The 22,384-nt window shown below is 30.7% G+C and carries 17 protein-coding genes; 11 read left to right on the forward strand and 6 right to left on the reverse strand.

What is annotated here, in order from left to right:
• Positions 1-31: 31 nt before the first annotated feature.
• Complete coding sequence (gene mutY, locus AABJ49_RS08240) at positions 32-1,063, reverse strand: A/G-specific adenine glycosylase (protein ID WP_338377802.1); 1,032 nt, start codon at positions 1,061-1,063, stop codon at positions 32-34.
• 131 nt (positions 1,064-1,194) lie between these two features.
• Between mutY and AABJ49_RS08245 the strand changes: the two genes are divergently transcribed.
• Positions 1,195-1,488 carry an HU family DNA-binding protein gene (locus AABJ49_RS08245; protein ID WP_026716764.1) on the forward strand — a complete coding sequence of 98 codons (294 nt, stop codon included), beginning with the start codon at positions 1,195-1,197 and terminating at the stop codon, positions 1,486-1,488.
• 331 nt (positions 1,489-1,819) lie between these two features.
• A complete protein-coding gene (locus AABJ49_RS08250) occupies positions 1,820-3,367 on the forward strand; it encodes a ribonuclease E/G (RefSeq protein ID WP_338377803.1) in 1,548 nt (515 codons plus the stop codon).
• Between the two features lie 197 nt (positions 3,368-3,564).
• Here AABJ49_RS08250 and pbpC read toward each other — a convergent pair whose 3' ends face one another.
• The 3 genes from pbpC to AABJ49_RS08265 all read right to left on the reverse strand — a co-directional run bounded on the left by pbpC (position 3,565) and on the right by AABJ49_RS08265 (position 11,965).
• A complete protein-coding gene (gene pbpC, locus AABJ49_RS08255; protein WP_338377804.1) occupies positions 3,565-5,853 on the reverse strand; it encodes a penicillin-binding protein 1C in 2,289 nt (762 codons plus the stop codon).
• A 69-nt stretch (positions 5,854-5,922) separates the two neighbouring features.
• Positions 5,923-11,415, reverse strand: coding sequence for an MG2 domain-containing protein (locus AABJ49_RS08260; RefSeq protein ID WP_338377805.1), 5,493 nt, complete (start codon positions 11,413-11,415; stop codon positions 5,923-5,925).
• 109 nt (positions 11,416-11,524) lie between these two features.
• Positions 11,525-11,965: a nucleoside deaminase gene (locus AABJ49_RS08265; RefSeq protein WP_338377806.1), complete on the reverse strand. Its 441-nt coding sequence runs from the start codon at positions 11,963-11,965 to the stop codon at positions 11,525-11,527.
• 39 nt (positions 11,966-12,004) lie between these two features.
• On the opposite strand from AABJ49_RS08265, the gene AABJ49_RS08270 reads away from it, so the two are divergent.
• Together AABJ49_RS08270 and AABJ49_RS08275 are read left to right on the forward strand one after the other, a co-directional pair.
• Positions 12,005-13,774 carry a 1-deoxy-D-xylulose-5-phosphate synthase gene (locus AABJ49_RS08270; protein ID WP_338377807.1) on the forward strand — a complete coding sequence of 590 codons (1,770 nt, stop codon included), beginning with the start codon at positions 12,005-12,007 and terminating at the stop codon, positions 13,772-13,774.
• Positions 13,775-13,776: 2 nt separating this feature from the next.
• Positions 13,777-14,745 carry a DUF3078 domain-containing protein gene (locus AABJ49_RS08275; RefSeq protein ID WP_338377808.1) on the forward strand — a complete coding sequence of 323 codons (969 nt, stop codon included), beginning with the start codon at positions 13,777-13,779 and terminating at the stop codon, positions 14,743-14,745.
• Positions 14,746-14,762: 17 nt separating this feature from the next.
• Here AABJ49_RS08275 and AABJ49_RS08280 read toward each other — a convergent pair whose 3' ends face one another.
• Positions 14,763-15,908: a cystathionine gamma-synthase gene (locus AABJ49_RS08280; protein ID WP_338377809.1), complete on the reverse strand. Its 1,146-nt coding sequence runs from the start codon at positions 15,906-15,908 to the stop codon at positions 14,763-14,765.
• 80 nt (positions 15,909-15,988) lie between these two features.
• On the opposite strand from AABJ49_RS08280, the gene AABJ49_RS08285 reads away from it, so the two are divergent.
• From AABJ49_RS08285 to nadD, 5 genes are read left to right on the forward strand one after another with little or no spacing between them, the layout of a single operon-like run.
• Complete coding sequence (locus AABJ49_RS08285) at positions 15,989-16,345, forward strand: ArsC/Spx/MgsR family protein (RefSeq protein ID WP_338377810.1); 357 nt, start codon at positions 15,989-15,991, stop codon at positions 16,343-16,345.
• Positions 16,338-17,234: a DMT family transporter gene (locus tag AABJ49_RS08290; protein ID WP_338377811.1), complete on the forward strand. Its 897-nt coding sequence runs from the start codon at positions 16,338-16,340 to the stop codon at positions 17,232-17,234. The genes AABJ49_RS08285 and AABJ49_RS08290 overlap by 8 nt, the downstream gene beginning before the upstream one ends.
• Positions 17,235-17,285: 51 nt before the next feature.
• Positions 17,286-18,146 (forward strand): YicC/YloC family endoribonuclease, encoded by an 861-nt coding sequence (locus AABJ49_RS08295; protein WP_338377812.1) that lies wholly within the window; start codon positions 17,286-17,288, stop codon positions 18,144-18,146.
• A 38-nt stretch (positions 18,147-18,184) separates the two neighbouring features.
• Entirely contained in the window at positions 18,185-18,757 is a 573-nt protein-coding gene (gene gmk / locus AABJ49_RS08300; protein WP_338377813.1) for a guanylate kinase, read from the forward strand.
• A gap of 33 nt (positions 18,758-18,790) precedes the next feature.
• Positions 18,791-19,372 (forward strand): nicotinate (nicotinamide) nucleotide adenylyltransferase, encoded by a 582-nt coding sequence (nadD, locus tag AABJ49_RS08305; protein ID WP_338377814.1) that lies wholly within the window; start codon positions 18,791-18,793, stop codon positions 19,370-19,372.
• Position 19,373: 1 nt separating this feature from the next.
• Here the strand turns inward: nadD and AABJ49_RS08310 are convergent, their stop codons facing one another.
• Positions 19,374-20,273: a LysR family transcriptional regulator gene (locus AABJ49_RS08310; RefSeq protein WP_338377815.1), complete on the reverse strand. Its 900-nt coding sequence runs from the start codon at positions 20,271-20,273 to the stop codon at positions 19,374-19,376.
• Between the two features lie 87 nt (positions 20,274-20,360).
• Between AABJ49_RS08310 and AABJ49_RS08315 the strand changes: the two genes are divergently transcribed.
• Complete coding sequence (locus tag AABJ49_RS08315) at positions 20,361-21,152, forward strand: type 1 glutamine amidotransferase domain-containing protein (protein ID WP_338377816.1); 792 nt, start codon at positions 20,361-20,363, stop codon at positions 21,150-21,152.
• Between the two features lie 4 nt (positions 21,153-21,156).
• Positions 21,157-22,335: an iron-containing alcohol dehydrogenase gene (locus AABJ49_RS08320; protein ID WP_338377817.1), complete on the forward strand. Its 1,179-nt coding sequence runs from the start codon at positions 21,157-21,159 to the stop codon at positions 22,333-22,335.
• Positions 22,336-22,384: the final 49 nt, after the last annotated feature.

Below are 22,384 nucleotides of genomic sequence, written 5' to 3' on the forward strand. Positions count from 1 at the left end.
TAATTATATCAAATGTACCAAAATATTTTAATTAGCTGAAATATCTTTCTATAAAGTTATGAATAACTATCGGAAAAGGCAATTTTTGTAAATCAGAAATTGAAATGCCATTTTCTATTTTAGTTGATATTTGAACTTTAACAAATTGAATATGTAAAGTTTGATGTGATAGTTTATGAATAATATCAAAAGTGGGTAAAACTGTAATGTTTTTAATTTCAGAATATTTCTGACGAATCAATTTAATTAATTCTTGGCTTTCAAGACTAGATTTAGATTCAATAACCGGAAATTCATATAAATTTTGCCAAATTCCTTTTTCAATTCTTTGTTTCACTATAGTTCTTTCTTCTATATCTTCAAAAACAATATAATTAAAGTACCGATTTGTGACTTTTGTTTTTTTAGATTTGATTGGCAAGATATCAACAGTTTTATATTGCAAAGCAGCACAACTATCATTCAAAACACAGACTGAACAATTCGGACTTTTTGGAACACACTGCAAAGCACCAAATTCCATAATTGCTTGATTATATATAGGAGTATCTTTTTCAGGAAGCACTTCTTTAGCTAATTCTTGAAACACTTTTTTTGTGGAGGAAATAGAAATGTCATTATGAACATTAAAATATCTCGCTAAAATCCTGTAAACATTTCCATCTAATACAGCTACATTTTCGTTAGCCGAAAAAGATGCAATTGCAGCTGCTGTATACTCACCAATTCCTTTTAATTTTAGTAATTCATGATAAGAATTTGGAAATTCTCCATTTAATTCACCAACTACAAATTTTGCTGTAGCATGAAGGTTTCTTGCTCTAGAATAATAACCTAATCCTTGCCATAATTTCAAAACTTGCTCTTCAGAAGCCCTAGCTAATTCAAAAACAGTTGGAAAAACATTAATAAATGACTCAAAATAAGGTAATCCTTGCGCAACTCTAGTCTGTTGTAAAATGATTTCTGAGAGCCAAATTGTGTATGCATCAGTAGTATTTCTCCAAGGCAAATCCCTTTTGTTTTGTAAATACCAATGAATTAAAGAGTTAGAAAAAGACATAAAAATTGTTGTTAGGGCAAAATTAACTTTTATTATATTAAAATTTAATTGATTATGCTTGAAATATTGTTTTTTTAATTCCTATATTTGCACTCTCAAAAAAAATTAGAATAAAATTAATACGCAAGAAAATGACGAAAGCAGATATCGTAGCAAAAATTTCTGACAGACTAGGACTTGAAAAAGGAGATGTTCAAGCTACTGTAGAAACATTCATGGAAGAAGTAAAAGATTCATTAGAATCTGGAGACAATGTTTACTTAAGAGGTTTTGGAAGTTTTATCATTAAAACTAGAGCTGAAAAAACTGGAAGAAACATTTCTAAAAATACAACAATAAAAATTCCAGCTCACAACATACCAGCATTTAAACCTGCTAAAGTTTTTGTAGAAGGAGTTAAAACGAAAACAGAAATAGCAGTATAATTATTATTAATCTAAACTAACGACATTATGCCAAGTGGTAAAAAAAGAAAAAGACATAAGGTAGCAACGCACAAGCGTAAAAAAAGAGCGAGAGCTAACCGTCACAAGAAGAAAAAGTAGTATTTAACTACTTTTTCTTTTTTACAAAAAGAAGATGTTCTTTGAAAAAAACCAATTTAAGGAATTGGTTATCGGGAAAAAATCCTGTAAAATTATTGTTTAATCCATCTGTACTAATGGAATTCAGAATTTAGAATTTAGAATTTAGAACTTTTCTAACTTCTAATTATTAATTTCTAACTTTTTAAAGTATGGATAAAAATGTACTCTTTTGAACAAAGAATTAATTATTAGATCAAGTTCAGATGCTGTAGATTTTGCCTTATTAAAAGATGGAAAACTAATTGAACTTCACAAAGAAGAAGAAAACAGTAGCGGAAGTAATTTCGCGGTTGGAGATATTTTTATATCAAAAATCAGAAAACCAGTAGCTGGTTTAAATGCTGCTTTTGTGAACTTAGGTTATGAAAAAGATGCTTTTTTGCATTATCATGATTTGGGTCCAAATCTTCCTTCTATGATGAAATTCATAAAACTTGTAAGCGCAGGTAAAATAAAAGATTATTCACTCAAAAATTTTCCTTTTGAAAAAGAGATTGATAAAGATGGTAGTATCGCAGATATTATTAGTGCTAATCAATCACTTCTTGTTCAAATAGTTAAAGAACCCATATCTACAAAAGGCCCACGTATTTCTTCGGAAATTTCGTTAGCTGGTAGATTTGTTGTTTTAGTTCCGTTTTCGGACAGAGTTTCAATTTCACAAAAAATTGAGTCTAAAGAAGAAAAAGAACGATTAAAACGATTGGTTCAATCTATTAAACCAAAAGGATTCGGTGTTATTGTTCGAACAGTAGCCGAAGGCAAAAAAGTAGCTGAACTAAACAAAGATCTTCAGAACTTATTAGACAAATGGTCTAGTATGTGTAAGAAGCTGCAAACAGCTCATCATCCATCAAAAGTGTTAGGAGAAGTCAACAAAGCTTCCTCTATCTTACGAGATGTATTTAACGACACCTTTACTGGTATTCAAATTGATGATGAAGAATTGTATTTGCAAACGAAGGACTATTTGCAAGAAATAGCTCCAGACAAAGCGTCTATCGTAAAACACTATCAGTCGAAAGACTTACCTTTATTTGAGAAATATAACGTGGAAAGACAAATTAAAACTTCCTTTGGAAAAACAGTTTCTATGAGCAAGGGAGCTTATTTGATTATCGAACACACTGAGGCATTACACGTAGTGGATGTTAATAGTGGAAATCGATCAAACAAAGCTCGTAACCAAGAAGATACTGCTTTAGAAGTAAACATGATTGCCGCTGCAGAGATTGCACGACAATTGCGATTACGTGACATGGGAGGAATTATTGTAGTGGATTTCATTGATATGCAAAATCCAGACAACCGCAGAAAGTTATATGATTACTTAAAAGAAGAAATGAGTGACGATAAGGCTAAGCATAAAATCTTGCCTCCTAGCAAATTTGGATTAATTCAAATTACTAGACAAAGAGTTAGACCAGAAGTAAATATCAAAACCAGAGAAGAAGATCCTAATGAAAATGGGGAAATTGAAGCTCCAATTTTGATTATAGACAAAATATCGTTTAGCTTAGAAAAAATTATTAAAGCCCATAAAAAAGTTACACTTCATGTGCATCCTTTTGTGGCCGCATACCTTGAAAAAGGTTTTCCATCAATACGTTCAAAATGGTTTTTTGAACATAAAAAATGGGTGAAAATTATACCTCGTGACGCTTACACGTATCTTGAATACCATTTCTTTGATGACAAAGGAAAGGAAATCAAGTAAGATTATTAAACCGCTATTCTTAATTGAGTAGCGGTTTTTTTTGTTTTATAAAATACCTGAAGTCCACTGGACTTTCTCCTCTTAATCTCAAATCTCGTGACGCTTTCACGTATCTTGAATACCATTTCTTTGATGACAAAGGAAAGGTAATCAAGTAAGATTATTAAACCGTTTAGATTTAGTTCTAAACAGTTTTTTTATTGCTCAAACTCAACTTTTCTTCTAATTTCATTACCCAATTTATCTACAACAGTTATTAAATGAAAACCTGTTTTTGCTATAATTGGCATTTCATGAAAGGTTTTTGTACTTCCTAAATAGGTATCATCTAAATACCAAAAAAGTTGAGTTTCTCTATTGGTATGAGCAACTTTAAAAATGGCTGGTTGTAGTTTACTTTCGAAATTCTTGGTTAAAATGATTTTAGTGTTCGCCTTTGGATAAATAAAATCCATCACTTTTTCATCTGTATTTGAAATACAATCTGTTCGAAAAGGTGGTAATATTTGATAATTTGGATTGTTAGTTTTATAATACCATTCCATAACTGGTGGCAAAACAAACCAAGATTTTGAAGCCATATTATCTACACTTTCACAAGTAGAATTGACTCTAAATTGTTCACTTTTATCCAAATGAATTAATTTGTGATAAGGACAATTTTCTGTTTTTTTAGCTGTTTTTGGAATCCATTGTTTTTTTGAAGGACAATTTTCTTGAGCCAAATAACCCGAAATGTTACAAACATTAGCTTCTTCTAAATCATTATAAGGAGTTTCAAACCATTTTGATTTGGGTAACAAATGAAAGACATCAAATAAAATAGGTGCAGCACTTTCAACACCGGTCAATAAAGGTCTTCCTTCTCCAGTTGCGTTTCCTACCCAAACTCCAACTACATATTCTTTGGTTACACCAATAGCCCATGCATCTCTACTTCCAAAACTTGTTCCAGTTTTCCATGCAATTTCTAAAGAAGAATCATAAAAACGCCAAGCTTCATCACCTTCTGGTCGGTTGACTTCTTTCATGGCATTGAATGTTTGCCAAATAGCTCCAGCTCCAAATACATTTTTTTGTTGTGTTGGTTTACCAAAATCTACCTTTTTATTGAAATTAAGATTTAAATCTGTCAATTCATTAGTTCGATATTCATCATTAAACTTTTTGTAATGATTTAAAGTACTTGACATATAAGCATAAGCATTGCACAAATCCCATAAATTAGATTCGGCTCCACCTAAAATTAGAGATAAACCATAATTACTTGGTTGTCTGTTAATATTGCTCAACTTTAGCTTTTGTAATTGCTCATAAAATTTATTCACCGAATAATCCTGAAGCATCAAAACAGCTGGAATATTCAAAGAACGCGACAAAGCTTTACTTGCAGGAACAGCACCATCATATGTCAGGTTATAATTTTGAGGAGAATAGCCTGAAATTTGTGTGGGAATATCTGGAATTAAAGTGTTTGGTAAAAGTTCACCATCATCTAACATAGAAGCATACAAAAAAGGTTTCAAAATACTTCCTGTACTTCTTGGAGCAGAAATAATGTCCATATCTTTTTGATGATTTTTATCCGTTGGACTATTTCCAACATAAGCTACTACATTTCGGGTTTTTACCTCAACAACTAACACAGAAATATTATAAACTTGGTTTTGTTTGTATAAATTATAATATTGACCTACAATTTCATTCGCTTGTTCTTGAACATGAGCATTTATTGTTGTTTTAATCTTTTCACCACGATTTGTTTTGGCAATTTTTTCGAGTAAATGAGGTGCAATTTGTGGTACATCAAAGGGTTTTTGAGGTAACGTTTCTTGAAGTGCTAATTCATAAGTCTCTTTATCAATTACTTGATTTGAAAATAGTTTTTTGAGTAAACTATTTCGTTTTTTTAGTAATCGTTCTTGGTTTTTTCCAGGATAAATCAAACTTGGAGCATTGGGTAAAACCGCTAAAGTTGCTGCTTCTGCCCATGATAATTGGTTAGGTTGCAAGCCAAAGTATTTCCAGGAAGCCATTTCTAATCCTACAACATTACTTCCAAAGGGTGCATGAGCTGCATATAATTGTAGAATGTCATCTTTTGAATGTCTAAATTCTAATCGTGTAGACAAAACAAGTTCAATTATTTTTTCGAGATAACTTCTGCTTTTTCCGTTTCGATATAATCTGATTACTTGTTGGGTTAAGGTACTTCCACCACGTACAATTTTATTAGCTTTTCTATTTTGCAAAAAAGCATGATACATGGAAACTGGATTAAATCCGAAATGTTGGTAAAAATGTTGGTCTTCAAAAGCAATGATACACTCTTTAAACTTTGTGGGAATGCTATCGCTTTCAGGAAAACGCCATTGACCATCTTTGGCAATTTTGGCTCCTAATAATTGTCCTTCTTTGCTTTCAATTACTGTAGCATAATTGTTTTCAAATAATTTTCTGGGTAATGAAAAGTAATAAACTACCATCAAAATAAAGATGATAGTAGTTTTTATTATGTTGTTTAGTATCCATTTTTTTATTCGTTGAAACACCTTTTAATCCTTTACAATTTTTACCCATTGTCCTTTTGTTCTAACGATATAATTATTGTCGTACATAGCTTCACATTGAATGCCTGGGAAATAATAATCTCCTAGATAAGTAGCATTTAATAAAACCGTAAAAGTCCTTGATTCATTGGCACGAAGGCCAAAATAGAATTGTGTTCTATCATCACGAATATCAATGTAATCAGCTTTATTTTGAGCAAAATCACCAAAATCTGTATATCGCGAATTCATAATTTCAAATCCCGAAGGAATAATTTGCGATAAAGCAACATTCTCAATATTATCATTCGATTGATTTCTGATTGTAACTTGTACTACAATTTCGTTTCCTTGTTTGATTTCGTTTAAAGAAATTGTATTACCATTTCTGGTTTTAAATGTGATGTTTCCGTAAAAATTATTCTTCATCACTTTTTCTTCACCAACAGGTAAAATTCCGCTGTTTAAAACACGAACATAAATTGTGTTGTCTTTATTGTTCTTGATCGTCACACTATTTGAACCGTTTTTTACAACCAATTTTCTATCTGCAATAGATTTAGTTGAAGTTATGGTTTCCGATTTTCCATTATTAGTGAAAGAAGCATTGATTCCTTTTCCACCATTTTTAATGGCAAATTTTGACATGGCATACAAACAATATGCTGTTGTTTGTGTACTCATATAATTTTTAGAAGAAAGTGAATTAGCAATTTTTCTAGCTAAACCAAATGCTTTTTGATTATCATTCACCAATAAATAAGTTTCTAAAAGCATCGCTTTGTTTCTTTCAGAAGAACCATAATAATAGTAATATCTATCATTTGAATCATCAACAGAAGTTGTATTTAATAAAGCTAAAGCAGTATTTTTTTGTCCTGTTAAAGCATAAGTTGCCGCCAATCTTATTTTAGATTCATTTGAAATTCCAGAAGTTTCTCTTAAACGATTCATTGAACCCATATCTGGAACTCCAGCTAAAGCCAAAGTGTATAAACGATACGCTTGTGCAAAATCATTATGATATTGTTGGTTAAACCTCCATTTTTTTGCTTCTGATTGTTGGTAAGAAATCCATTTTTGTTTGAAAGAAATTGGTAAAACATACCCTTTTTTCTCAGCTTCTAAAAGAAAATGTCCTGCATAAGAAGTTCCCCAATCATCCGAACTACTGCTTCCTGGCCAATAAGACAATCCACCATTTACTTGTTGGAAACCTCCTAATTTTTGAATTCCAGCGTTGATGTTTTTTTGCATTTCAGCTTTTCTATTGCTATCTAAATCCATCACATCACCTAAATATAATTGAGGAAAAACACTCGAAGTTGTTTGTTCTACACAACCATGAGGATATTGAATCAAATATTGAATTCGACCGTTAAAATCGATTGTTGGAAAAGAAGAAACTTCTAATCTGGCTTTGTTGCTTCCATCTACTCCAAAAGTATTCCATTGAATGGTTTTACTAGAATTAGGTTCGACCACCACATCTACAAAATCATTTGTTATTGGATTTGGATTGGTAACATCTAATTCGACTTCATAAGTAGCTTTTTCATTTCCAGATGTTGCTATGACTTCAATTTTTCCGATTCCTAAAACATTTCCGACTTCTAAATCAAAATACACCATTTTTTCGTCTGGTGAACTAAAACTCAAATTCTGTTTTGAAGCAGAAGTTAAGCGAACAGCATTATTGGTTTTTAATTGAACTGTTACATTTTTTACATGATTTTCCATTGCGAAAACCGTAATTGGTAACGTTACTTTTTCATTTGGAGAAATTTTTCTTGGTACAGAAGCTAGAACCATCAAAGGTTTTCTTACTGGAGTTGTTTTTTCTGCGCTTCCATAAGCGTTTGTTTTGGCATCACCAGCTACAACCATTGTACGAACTGAACCAATATAATTTGGCAATTCAACTGTGTGTGATTTTGTTTGTCCTTTTTCTAATTTGAAAGGTCCTAAATAAATAACAACTGGTTTAAATCTATTGGCTTTTTTGGTACTTCCACCAGCTAAGTCTTCATCACCACCTATACTAAAAATTTGGTTTATTTTTCCACCATAAGCACCAATTACATCATCATAAACGTCCCAAGTTTTTACACCTAAAGCTTGTCGAGCATAGAATTTATCCCAAGCATTTGGAGTTTTGAAACGAGTTAAGTCTAATAAACCATCATCTACTATTGCTATAGTGTAAGTCATTTCTTTTCCTTCTTTTTCACTTACTTTTATAGTAGTTTTAGTTTCAGGTTTTAGAACACTTACCATTGTAATTTGAGGTTGAAGAACTGTATTCTTATCTACAACTTCAATTGGTAAAATTCCATACATTCGAATTGGAGTATCATTTACTGTTGAAGCATGCGGTTTTAATAATGAAATATTTACATACACATTTGGAGCCATTTCTGGTGTGACAGGAATTTCAACTTTTGTTTCTCCTTTTTGTGTCATTGCCCAAAATGATGAGATTACTTTGGAACCATTTTCAACTGAAATTAAAGCTCTTCCACCTTGACTTGATGGAAAAGAAACGGTTGCTTTTTCACCAACTGCATATTTTGTTTTATCCGAAGTGAAAACCAACATATTTGCTGTTGAAGCATCACCAGTTTTTGTTTTTCCAGACCAAATTGGCCAATCGATAACTTCGGTTTTACTTGTTGCATGTCCTCCTTCATTATCTACAACTCTTATTAAATATCTTCCCCAATCGTTTTCAGGAACTTTAAATTGAACACTAGCTTTTCCTGAAGCATTTGTACTAACATTAAAATTTTTATAAGCTGTTGTAATTTGAGAAGAATTGTATCTTGACAAATCATCACCTGAACTATTCCACCACCAACGCCAATCGACTTTATAAACACGTACTTCAAGATTTTTGACTGCTTTTGGATTTCCATTTTCATCTACAGAAACGATATCGAAACGATTTACTTTTTCAGTTTCTAACATGCCGTATTTGTTGGGTTCTGGACTCTTTATTCCCACATAAGTTTTATAAGGTGAATAAGTTGCTGTTACAACATCTGTACTAAAATCCCCACCATTTTCATAAGCTTTAGTTTGAAAAACAACTTTCAATTTTCCCGGTGCTTGATTGGTGATTTTTGGCTGAATGGAAACATTTGTTCTTCCATAATCATCCACTTTTCCTGAAAACACATTAATTTCTTCGGTTGAAAATTTTCGAACATCATCATCAAAATCATAATTAGAATAATTTTTAAAAGTGGTGACTTGTTGCATAAATTTGGCTTGCATATCAACCTTTAAGTTTTTAGCAATTGCTCCGTGTAACCAAGCTACTTCGATTATACCGTTATTGGTTTTGCTACCTGATAAATTTCCGTCTGCAAAACTGTTTTTGATTTTTAAACGATTTGGTTTAATGGTTTCAATCTTAATACTTTTATAAAAATGAACACCACCAATTGATATTTTGGCTTCCCAATTTCCAGTAATATCTGAATCTTTGGTAATCACCGTAAATTTATAGTGATTATTCTCGTTATATTTTTGAACCGCAACATACATTGCTTTTCCTTGCGGATTTGATAGTTTGAATTTTATTGGGTGTGTTTTTTCTAATTTACTTTCATTATCATTCAATATAAAACCAATGTGCAATGTATCACCTGGTCGCCAAACACCTCTTTCGCCATAAATGTAGCCTTTCAAACCTTTTTGCAATTGTTCGCCACCCACATCAAAATTACTTACAGAAAGTGATTGACCTTCATCTAACTTAACATAAGTTGTATTATTGCCTTTTGTGACAATAGCGAAATAGGCATATTTTGTTACATCAGCATTTACAATTCCTTCAACATCTGTTTTTATAGTAGCAATTTTTTGTTGTTGGAAGTTGTATAAATCAATTAGAGCTCCAGCAACAGCTTCTGTTGTAACAATATCATTTACGGCAAAAAAGTAAGAGCCATTTTCACCTCTTTTAGCAATTACACCTAAATCGCTTGCAATTATATTAGTGAAAATTTTGTTGTTGTAATAATATGAATTTGAACAAGGATCTTCTCTTTCATTCCAATTGTAATCATCATAATAATAATCGTCATAATAATATGCATTGGTTCGCACTTCATCATCTTCTTCAATTTCTTCTTCCGCTTCATCAACAGTTGTTGAAGCACATTTGTAAAGTGAATATTTCTTTTTGATGGATAATTCAACCCTGTAAATAGAACCTGGATCAACTAGTGTAATTTTAGATAAATCCAAAGCATATGCATTCCAATCACCATAATTTGCTAAGCTGTTTGTTTTTAAAGTTATGGTTTGTTTTACAATTGGAAGTGCTACATTTCTTAAATTTTGACTTCCATTTAAATCATTATATTGTAAAAACTGAAGAATATTATTTTTATAAATCTGATAAACTTTTACATCAACTGATTTAAGATTTACAGCTTCAAAATTGATTTTTAAGTTATTAGAACTTGGCAAAATCGTTCCACTTTTTACAAATCTAATTTCAGGTTTTACTTGGTCAAAAGTTACTTTTTCAGCAAAATCTTTTTTCGTTTTATAACCATCTTCACTTTGAATTCCTTGAAAAACTTCTACTAACAGCTCACCTTTTAAAGATTCGGTAAAAAATACTTTTAATAGATTTCCTGCAGTTGCAAATTTTAAATTTGTTGCGTTTTCCACTTGAACCAAACCATCTAAATTTTGCCCTTTTTTAATGGGATCTGAGAAATTTATCAATAAAACTTGGGCATTATCTTGTTGAATTTGGGCAGAAATGACTTTGAAATTATTTTTACCTGGAATTTCGAAATCTACTTCTCCTTTTTGTTCTATTTCTAGCACAGAACCATCCCATAAAATCTTGATTTTACTATCATCAACTTTTCTTTGAATACTATCAATGACAAATTTGTATTCTTTTGGATTAGACACTTCTTTGTCGAATTTTATTTTTAAATCTTTATCGCCTTGTTTGGCTTTTATGATTTTCTTCGCAGATTCAATATCCATGTTATCACTAAATGAAATAGTAGCATTTAGATATTGATATTCTTTGCTATAAGATTGTAAATCAAGTGTATTTACTAAAAAATCTTGTTTAATAGTTTTTATGGTGAAATTAAATTCTTCTATTTTTTTAGGAACGTCTTTTACTTCATCAAGGTGAAAAGTTATTTGATACTCTGTATCTTGTTGCAATTTTTCTGATGGAATAAATGCAATTGTATTGGTAGAAAGTGCCACAACTTTACCTGAAACATTTGGATTAATTGAGAACAAATCACTGTCTAATTCTTGATTTGGAGTCCATTCTTTTTTATCGAAAGCTAAAACAACTCTAAAATCAGATTTTGTTGAAACAATTCCAGAACTAAAATTTAGAATATAATCTTTATATAAATTAAAGTCTGAATTAAAATTTTCTGATTTTTTTCCACAAGAGTAACTCACAATTAATAATAAGATTAACTGCAAACAGCGATTTAGTTTCATACAAAAGACTTTAGAGATTTATTGAAAAGCAAACACTAATAAAACTTGATTTTGAAGTTTATTATTGCATAAAGATAATAAAATTATTTAATGTTTTTACTTACAAAAACTATCTTCTCATTCTAAAAAAAGCTCGCATTAACAAAGCACATTCTTTTTCCATAATTCCACCTACAACTTCTGTTTTTGGATGCAATTGCGTTCCCATTTTAGTAAAACCTCTATTTTCATCAGTTGCACCGTAGACTATTTTTGAAATTTGGCTCCAATACAAAGCACCTGCACACATTTGACACGGTTCTAAAGTAACGTACAAAGTGCAATCTTTTAAATATTTTCCACCTATGAAATTGGCTGCACTTGTTATGGCTTGCATTTCAGCATGAGCAGTAACATCGTTAAGCATTTCGGTTAAATTATGCGTTCTTGCAATTACTTTATTATCTATAACAATCACTGCTCCAACGGGTATTTCTCCTTTTTCAAAAGCAGTTTCAGCTTCTTGCAAAGCTTTCTTCATAAAATATTCGTCGGTGAAAATATCTATCATAATAGCAAAAATACAATTTCAAGTTAGTACTTTTGTCAAATGAAGGAAAATTTACTTTCACATATAAACAACCCAAACGATTTGAAGAAACTTTCTCCAAATCAACTGCCACAATTAGCTAAAGAATTGCGTGAATTTATCATTGATATTATTTCGCAAAGAGAAGGTCATTTGGGAGCAAGTCTTGGAGTTGTCGAATTAACTATTGCACTTCATTACGTTTTCAATACTCCAGAAGATTTATTAGTTTGGGATGTTGGTCACCAAGCTTATGGTCACAAAATCTTAACAGGAAGACGAGATGTTTTTGAAACAAACAGAACTTTAAACGGAATTTCGGGTTTTCCAAAAAGAAGAGAAAGTGCTTATGATACTTTTGGTGTTGGACATTCTTCAACTTCCATTTCGGCTGCTTTAGGAATGGCAATTGCTTCTAAGTTAAAAGGAGATTTCGACAAACAGCACATTGCAGTCATTGGTGATGCTTCCATCGCTTCAGGAATGGCTTTTGAAGGTTTAAATCATGCTGGAGTTACTGATGCTAATTTATTAGTAATTCTTAATGATAATGCCATTGGAATTGATCCAAGTGTTGGTGCTTTGAAAAACTATCTAACTGCTGTTAAAGAAGGAAAAAATCCAAAACAGAACAACATTATAAAATCTTTAAATTTTGATTATTCGGGTCCAATTGATGGTCATGATTTGCCAAAAATAATTTCAGAATTACATCGATTAAAGAAAGTCAAAGGTCCAAAATTCCTTCATGTTATTACTACAAAAGGGAAAGGCTTACAGTTGGCTGAAAAAGATCAAGTGAAATATCATGCTCCTGGAAAGTTTGAAGCGAAAACAGGAAAAATTCATCCAAAAAATGAAGAAAATTTACCTCCAAAATTTCAAGATGTATTTGGATTGACTTTAGTTGAATTAGCTAAAAAAAATGAAAAAATAATCGGAATTACACCAGCAATGCCAAGTGGAAGTTCCATGAAATATATGATGGATGCTTTTCCAGAAAGAGCTTTTGATGTTGGAATTGCCGAACAACATGCTGTAACCTTAGCTGCAGGAATGGCAACACAAGGAATGGTTGTGTTTTGCAATATTTATTCTACTTTTTTACAAAGAGCTTACGACCAAGTGATTCACGATGCAGCTTTGCAAAATTTACCTGTTATTTTTTGTTTAGATAGAGCAGGTTTGGTTGGTGAAGATGGAGCAACACATCATGGTGTTTTTGATATTGCTTATCTAAATTGTATTCCAAACTTGATGATTTGTGCTCCAAAAGATGCAATAGAATTAAGAAACATCATGTACACTGCTTCTTTGGGTTTAAATCATCCAATAACCATTCGTTATCCAAGAGGAAGAGGAGAAATTGTAGATTGGAAAAAACCATTTGAAAAAACTGAACTTAGTAAAGCAAAATGCTTATCAAAAGGAGCAAATATTGCAATTCTATCTACTGGAACTATGGCTTCAAATGTTGAAAAAGCAATTATAGAATTAGATGAAAGTCAAAAAGCATCACATTATCATTTTCCGTTTATAAAACCATTGGACGAAAAGCAATTAAATGATATTTTTAAATCATACTCTAAAATAATTACAATTGAAGATGGAGTAATAATTGGTGGTTTTGGTAGTTTAATTAATACTTTTGCTACTTCAAATTCATTTGCCAACAAAATAGTTAATTTAGGGATTTCAGATAATTTTATTGAACAAGGTAGCGTTCAAGAATTACAACAGATTTGCAAAATTGACGTTACATCTATAATAAAAACTATTTCTACAATTTAATCATGATTAAAAAAAGCATTCTTCTAATTATTTCATTTTTTATATTTCAAAGTGGATTTTCTCAAATAATAAGAACCAAATTACCTGACACTATATCAAATTGGAAATCAAAAAATAAAGTTGGATTTGATATTTCACAAATTTCATTTGTGAATTGGAATGCTGGAGGAAATAATTCTATTTCTGGTTTATTAAAAGGTAACTTTAAAAGAGATTATGAAGCTGATAAGCTTAATTGGAGTAATGAACTAATTATGCGTTATGGAATAAACAAGCAAGAAGGGCAAGAATTAAGAAAGACAGATGATCAGTTTCAGTTAAATTCTACAGTAGCTTTTAGAAATGATACAATTTCAAATTGGTTTTATGCTGGAAAACTAAACTTTAACACACAGTTTTATAATGGATATGCCTATCCAAATAATGATATATCAATTTCAGCTCCTTTTTCACCAGCTTATACTTTCTTAGGAATTGGTGCAGAATATTATAAAAAAGAAGAGAAATTAAAGTTTTATTTATCACCATTAACTTTAAAAAACACTTTAGTTCTCAATCAAAGACTAGCTAATGAAGGAGCCTTTGGAGTTGAAAAAGCAACATATGATTTAGAAGGTAACATTATAATGAAAGGAAAAAAATCAAGAACAGAAGTTGGTATTCTAATTACTAATGAATGGGAAACTGAGATATATAAAAACATTATGCTTGACAATCGAATTTCATTATATTCAGATTATATAAACAATTTTGGTAACGTTGATGTAAACTGGCAAATTCAACTAGAAATGACGGTTAATGAATATGTAAAAGCAAGTCTTGGAACACATTTAATATATGATGATGATATAAAAACTAAAAAACAAGTTGATAATGTTCAAGTATTATCAGGTCCAAAAGTTCAATTAAAACAAATTATGGGAATAGGTTTGGTTTATGAATTTAAGAAAAAAACCATCACTACGGGATAATGATGGTTTTTGATTTTTTAAGATAAAGCTTGTTTCAAATCACCCAATAAATCATCAATATCCTCTATACCAACACTTAATCTAACTAAATCATCTGTAATTCCAAGTTTTATTCGTTCTTCAACCGGAACAGAAGCATGAGTCATCGATGCTGAGTGATTGGCTAAAGACTCAACTCCACCTAAAGATTCAGCCAAAGTAAATATTTTTAGTTTTTCAAAAAAAGCAATTGCATCTTCCCTTTTACCGGATTTAAATGAAAACGAAACCATTCCTCCAAAACCACCAATCATTTGTTTTTTAGCAATTTCGTGATTTGGGCTATTTGCTAATCCAGGATAATAAACTTGTTTTACGGCTGAATGTGAATTTAAGAATTCCGCTACTTTCATTCCATTTTCGCAATGACGTTGCATTCGTAAATGTAAAGTTTTGATTCCTCTTAAAACCAAAAAACTATCCATGGGTCCTAAAATTCCACCCGTTGCAAATTGAGAAAAATGCAATTTTTCACCAAGTTCCTTATCTTTCACAATTAAAGCACCAGCCATAACATCTGAATGACCTCCTAAATATTTTGTAGCTGAATGCATTACAATATCAGCACCTAAATCTAAAGGTTTTTGTAAATAAGGAGTTGCAAATGTATTATCTACAGCTAAAAGTAAGTTGTGCCTTTTAGTAATTTTTGAAATCACAGCTATATCAGCTAATTTCATTAATGGATTTGTTGGAGTTTCAACCCAAACTAATTTTGTGTTTTCATGGATTAAAGATTCTAATTTTTTTAAATCATTCATGTCAACAAAATGAAATTTAATTCCGAAATCTTGATAGACTTTGGTAAACATTCTATAAGTTCCACCATATAAATTATCTGTTGCAATAACCTCGTCACCTGATTTTAGAAATTTCATTAAAGCATCAGTAGCCGCTAAACCTGAAGCGAAAGCCAAACCTTTTGTTCCGTTTTCTAAACTTGCTAACGAATCTTCTAGTGCTGTTCTTGTTGGGTTTGCTGCTCTGGCATATTCGTATTCTCCTATTGGTTTTCCTGGGCTGGTTTGTGCAAAAGTTGATGTTTGAAAAATTGGAGTCATTACTGCACCCGTTGTTTTTTCGTGATGTTGTCCTCCGTGTATGGTTTTTGTATTGAATTTCATATTTTAAATTTAGTTAAAAATAATTATTTTAAAGCCAATAACTACTGTATTTTTGTACTCAAATTAAAATTTTAGACCAAATGGATAAAATATACTACTTAGCTTCATGTGATACATGTAGAAAAATCATTAAGTCTTTACCAAAAGGAATTGAATTAGAATTTCACGACATCAGACAAGATAAAATTACAGTTGAAGAATTAGAAAAAATGCGTGAATTAGCTGGAAGTTATGAAGCTTTATTCAGCAAAAGAGCTCAATTGTACAAAGAAAGAGGTTTAAAAAATCAATCTTTAACTGAAGAAGATTACAAAGCATTAATTTTGGAACATTATACTTTTTTGAGTAGACCTGTTTTCATCATAAAAAATGAAATTTTTATTGGAAACTCGCAACCCAATATTTTAAAATTAATGAAGACTTTAGAAAATGTCTAAAAGAGTATTAGCCTTAATTGGTGCTACATTTGTTGCTTTAATTTATGGTACAACTTTTATAGTTGCAAAAGATGTTATGCCAACTTATGTGAAACCTTATGGCTTTATTTTAATTAGAGCAATTGGTGGTGCTTTTTTGCTTTGGCTTTTAACTTTTTTTGGCCCAAAAGAAAAAATTGAATTAAAAGATTTTCCTAGAATAATTGCAGCAGCACTATTTGGTGTTGCCATAAATCAATTGACATTTTTTAAAGGATTAAGTTTAACTTCACCTATAAGTGCTTCCGTAATTATGGTAACTGCTCCTATTTTAGTATTGATTTTATCTGCCATTCTACTTAAAGAGAAGATTAAACTTAAAAAAGTTATTGGAATCATTATTGGATTAACAGGAACTTCAGTATTAATACTTTACGGAAAAGATATTGAGAATAGTCCAAATGCAAGTTATGGTAATTTTTTGGTTTTTATTAATGCTTCAGCTTATGCCGTTTATTTGATTATTATTAAAAAGCTGATTACTAAATACCATGCTTTTACATTTATTAAATGGATTTATACTTTCGGATTATTGTTTGTACTTCCTTTTGGCTATCAAGAATTTATGGAAGTTAATTGGTCAAGTATTCCAACAAACATTTATTTTAATATTGGTTTTGTAGTTTTATTTACAACATTCTTAGCTTATTTGATCAACCTAATGGCAATGAAAGAATTAAAACCTACAACATTGTCGGTATTTATTTATTTACAACCTTTGTTTGCTTCCATAATTGCAATTAGTCTTCAAAAAGATGAACTTAATATGATTAAAGTCTTTTCAGCAATTCTAATTTTTACAGGTGTTTATTTAGTTACACATAAGCCAAAAAAGATTACTGAACACTAAAAACTGAACACTGAACACTTTTTCTTATCTTTGAACTCTTTAAATTACAATATGATACAATCAATGACTGGTTTTGGGAAAGCTTTTTTGCAATTACCCAATAAAAAAATAACCGTAGAAATCAAATCATTAAACAGTAAAGGATTAGACTTAAACGTAAGAACTCCTTCTGTTTATAGAGAAATGGAATTACAAATAAGAAATTCGATTGCTCAACGATTAGAACGTGGAAAAATTGATTTTTCATTATATATCGAAGTAACTGGTGAAGAAACTTCAGCTAAGATTAATGTGCCAATTGTAAAAGGATACATCAACCAAATGAAAGAGGTTATTCCTAATGCAGATGAAACAGAATTAATGAAAATGGCAGTAAGAATGCCAGATGCTTTAAAAACAGAGCGTGAAGAATTAGACAAAAACGAATGGCTTCAAATTGAAAAAGTAATTCATGAAGCTTTAGATAATATTTCTACTTTTAGAAGTGATGAAGGAGTTTCATTAGAAAAAGAATTCGAATTGAGAATTTCTAATATTGAAAACTTAATGAATGAAGCTGTTTCGTATGATTCAGAAAGAGTTGAAACTGTAAAAACAAGACTTCGCACAGCTTTAGAAGAATTGAAAGCTACTATTGATGAAAATAGATTTGAACAAGAATTGATTTTTTATCTAGAAAAATATGACATTACTGAAGAAAGAGTTCGTTTAGGAAATCATTTGAAATATTTCTTAGAAACGATGAAAAATGAAGAAGCTTTGGGAAGAAAATTAGGTTTCATTACACAAGAAATTGGAAGAGAAATAAACACCATGGGTTCAAAGTCTAATCATACCGAAATGCAAAAATTAGTGGTGCAAATGAAAGATGAATTAGAGAAAATTAAAGAGCAAGTATTGAATGTACTTTAAAGTATTAAGATTGAAGTATTAAGTATTAAGATTTTAGAATGAAGAAAGGAAAATTATTTGTGTTTTCAGCACCATCAGGTTCTGGAAAAACTACAATAGTGAGACACTTATTAGAAAAAGAAGATTTAAATTTAGAATTCTCAATCTCATGCACTACTCGTGAGCCAAGAGGAACAGAAATTGATGGCACAGATTATTATTTCATTTCTTGGGAAGAGTTTAAAAATCATATCAAAGCTGAAGAATTTGTAGAGTGGGAAGAAGTATACACGGATAATTTCTACGGAACTTTAAAGAAAGAAATCGAAAGAATTTGGGCTTTAGGCAAACACGTAATTTTTGATATAGATGTTGTTGGTGGATTAAGAATCAAACATAAATTTCCAGAAGAAACTTTAGCCGTTTTTGTAAAACCACCAAGTGTGGACGAATTAAAAAGAAGGTTAAAATTACGTTCCACAGAAAGCGAAGACAAAATCAACATGCGAATTGCAAAGGCTTCAGTTGAATTAGCCACTGCACCTCAATTTGACAAAATTATAAAAAATTACGATTTAGATACTGCTAAGGAAGAAGCTTATCAATTGGTTAAAGAATTTATCAGTAAATAGTATTAAGATTTGAGTATTAAGTATTAAGACACCATGAAAATCGGTTTATATTTCGGAACATTCAATCCCATTCACGTGGGCCATTTGATTATTGCCAATCATATGGCTGAACATTCTGATTTAGACCAAATTTGGATGGTTGTGACACCACATAATCCACATAAAAAAAAGAATACGCTTTTAGATGATTATCATCGTTTAGAAATGGTGCATTTAGCTACCAAAGATTTCCCGAAAATTCAACCTTCTGATATTGAATTTAAATTGCCTCAACCGAATTATACTGTCAATACGCTAGCTCATTTGTTTGAGAAATTTCCACAACACGAATTTTCTTTAATCATGGGTGAAGACAACTTGAATTCGCTTCATAAATGGAAAAACCATGAAGTCATTTTAAAGAATCATGACGTTTATGTTTATCCTAGATTGAATTCTGGTGAAATGGATGATCAATTTATAAACCATCCAAAAATTCACAGAATTGGTGCTCCAATAGTTGAATTATCTTCAACATTTATTCGCGAAAACATCAAAAACGGAAAAAATATTATGCCTATGTTACCTAAAGAAGTTTGGGAATATGTGGAGCATAATTTGTTTTATAAAAAGTAATTTATTCTAATATAAAAGCACTAATTTCTTCTTTCACTTCATCTAAAATCGAATTCAAAGTATCATTTTTTCGAGCTAATAAATAAATTTCTGTGGATGGCATTTTTGGACTATCCCAAAGTAATTGCAACTTTTTAGCTTTTAAATAATGCTTTGCATTAATATTCCAAACTACTGAAACACCAGAATTATCTGTCAATGTAGATAACATTTCTGATTCTGATGGAATAATATAATTAGAAATCATTGAAGGTCTTTTTTTATCAAAAACATACAACCAAAATAATTTTACATGAGGAATTCGTGCATCAAAATTGTACCATTTTTGTTGGTTTAACCAATTTTCGATGATCGTATAATTTTTATTTTTGATTTCTTTCTTAACTTCTTTTAAATCTAAATCGTTACTCGCAACGACGATTTGTTTTATTTTACCTAATTCTTTCTGAACCGTATCAAAAGTGTCAAACTTTTTGGTAACAATTGCAAAGTCAATTTTTTTATCATTCACTAAACTGAATAATTCATCATTTTCTCCATAAGTGAAATCAATAAAATCGAATTTTGAAATTAACTTTGTTCCAATACTAGCAAATAAATGTTTTGATATTCCGATAGAAACCAGTCTATTAGAATTAAATGCCTTTTCACGGAAACCATTTTCCACACTTTCCAAACGGTCTAAAGCTTCAATAATTAAATTGTTTAGTAATTTTGCATATTCTGTTGCCTCTACACCTTTTGATTTTCGATTGAATAATTTATAACCCACATGTGCTTCTAACATGGCTATCTGTTGACTAACCGCTGGTTGGCTGATAAATAACTCTTTTGCAGCTTGTGAAAAGTTTCCGTTTTTGTAAACAGATTTAAAAGTTCTGTACCATTCTAAATTTACCATGATATAAATATATTTATCGCAAACATAATTTAAATTATTATTCCTAATACCATTTAAGTCGTAATTTTGTAAAAAAAATAACAAAACATGAAACGCATAGCTTTAGCATTAATCGTAATTTTATCAGTAAGTTGTAAAGACAAAGAAAACACAACTGAAACAACAACACAAGAAAATCAAATTACAAAAAAAGAAACTATGAAAAAGGTATTATTTGTTTTAACTAGTCACGAAGACTTAGGAAACACAGGAGAAAAAACAGGGTTTTGGATAGAAGAATTTGCAGCACCTTATTATGAATTAGCAGATAAAGGAATCGAAATTACAATTGCATCACCTAATGGCGGACAACCTCCAATTGATCCAAAAAGTGCTGATCCAAGTTCAGCAACAGAAGACACTAAAAGATTTGATGGTGATGTTGTATTACAACAAAAATTAGCAAAAACAGTTAAATTAGCGGATATAAATCAAGCGGATTATGACGCTGTATTTTATCCAGGTGGACATGGACCCTTATGGGATTTAGCCTCAAGTGATACTTCAAAATCATTAATTGAATCTTTTTACACCAATAATAAACCAGTTGCTTTTGTATGTCATGCTCCTGGAGTTTTAAAAGATGTAAAGATAAATGGTGACTATTTAGTAAAAGGTAAAAAAGTTACGGGTTTCACAAACGATGAAGAAGAAGCTGTTGGTTTAACCAAAGTAGTTCCATTTTTATTAGAAGATGCTTTAAAAGCTAACGGAGCGGAATATAGCAAAGGAGAAAATTGGGCACCATATGCAGTTGAAGATGGTTTATTGATTACAGGTCAAAATCCTGCTTCGTCTAAATTAGTAGCTCAAAAATTATTAGAACAATTAAATAAATAAAAAAATGAATAATTTCGAATTATACAATCCCGTAAATTATGTCTTTGGAAAAGGACAAATTGAAAAATTAAAAGACTTAGTACCGTCCAACACAAAAATCTTAATCACTTATGGTGGTGGAAGTATTTTTAAAAATGGAGTTTATGATCAAGTAAAAGCTGCATTAGCAACACAGTTTGAAGAAAATAATATCGTAGAATTTGGTGGAATAGAACCAAATCCAAGATATGAAACTTTAATGAAAGCTGTTGAAATCGTTCGCGAACAAAAAATCGGATTCATTTTAGCCGTTGGTGGTGGAAGTGTAATTGATGGAACAAAATTCATTTCTGCAGCAGTCAATTATGAAGGTGATGCTGCTGATATTTTAAGAAGAAGAATTCTTTTCAAAGAAGGTTCAGATGTAATTCCATTTGGAACAGTTCTAACATTACCTGCAACGGGTTCAGAGATGAATTCAGGAGCAGTAGTAACAATTAATGAAACACAAGAAAAATTAACTTTAGGTGGAAGTGCTTTGTTTCCAAAATTCTCTATTGTTGATCCAATGGTGATTACATCTTTACCAAAAAGACAATTGCAAAATGGTGTCGTAGATGCATTTACACACGTAATGGAACAATACTTAACATATACTCATGATGCGCTTTTACAAGACAGAATTGCAGAGGGAATTTTACAAACATTAGTAGAAATTGGACCAAAAGTAGTTGAAAATCCAACAGATTATAAATTAGCTTCTAATTTTGTTTGGTCTGCTACAATGGCTTTAAACGGATTAATCCAAAAAGGTGTTCCTAGTGATTGGGCAACGCATATGATTGGACATGAATTAACAGCCTTATATGAAATTGATCATGCCAGAACATTAGCAATCATCGGTCCAAACTTATATAAAGTAATGTTTGAAACTAAAAAAGATAAATTAGCTCAATACGGAAAACGTGTTTGGAACATTCAAGAAGGTTCAACCGAAGAAATTGCTGAAAAAGCTATCGAAAAAACAGTTGAATTCTTCCATACAATGGGAATGAAAACTAAATTATCTGAAAATACAGATGATTATGCTGAAACAGCAAACTTTATAGTAAATCGTTTTGAAGAAAGAGGTTGGAAAGCTTTAGGTGAAAAACAAAACATTACTCCAGAAAAAGTCAGAGCAATTGTAGAAATGAGTTATTAATGATTTGAATTACTTCCAACTTTAGTTGGATGATTAAAATCAAAAAGCG

It is taken from the genome of uncultured Flavobacterium sp., assembly GCF_963922255.1.
In the GTDB taxonomy this organism is placed as follows: Bacteria; Bacteroidota; Bacteroidia; order Flavobacteriales; family Flavobacteriaceae; genus Flavobacterium.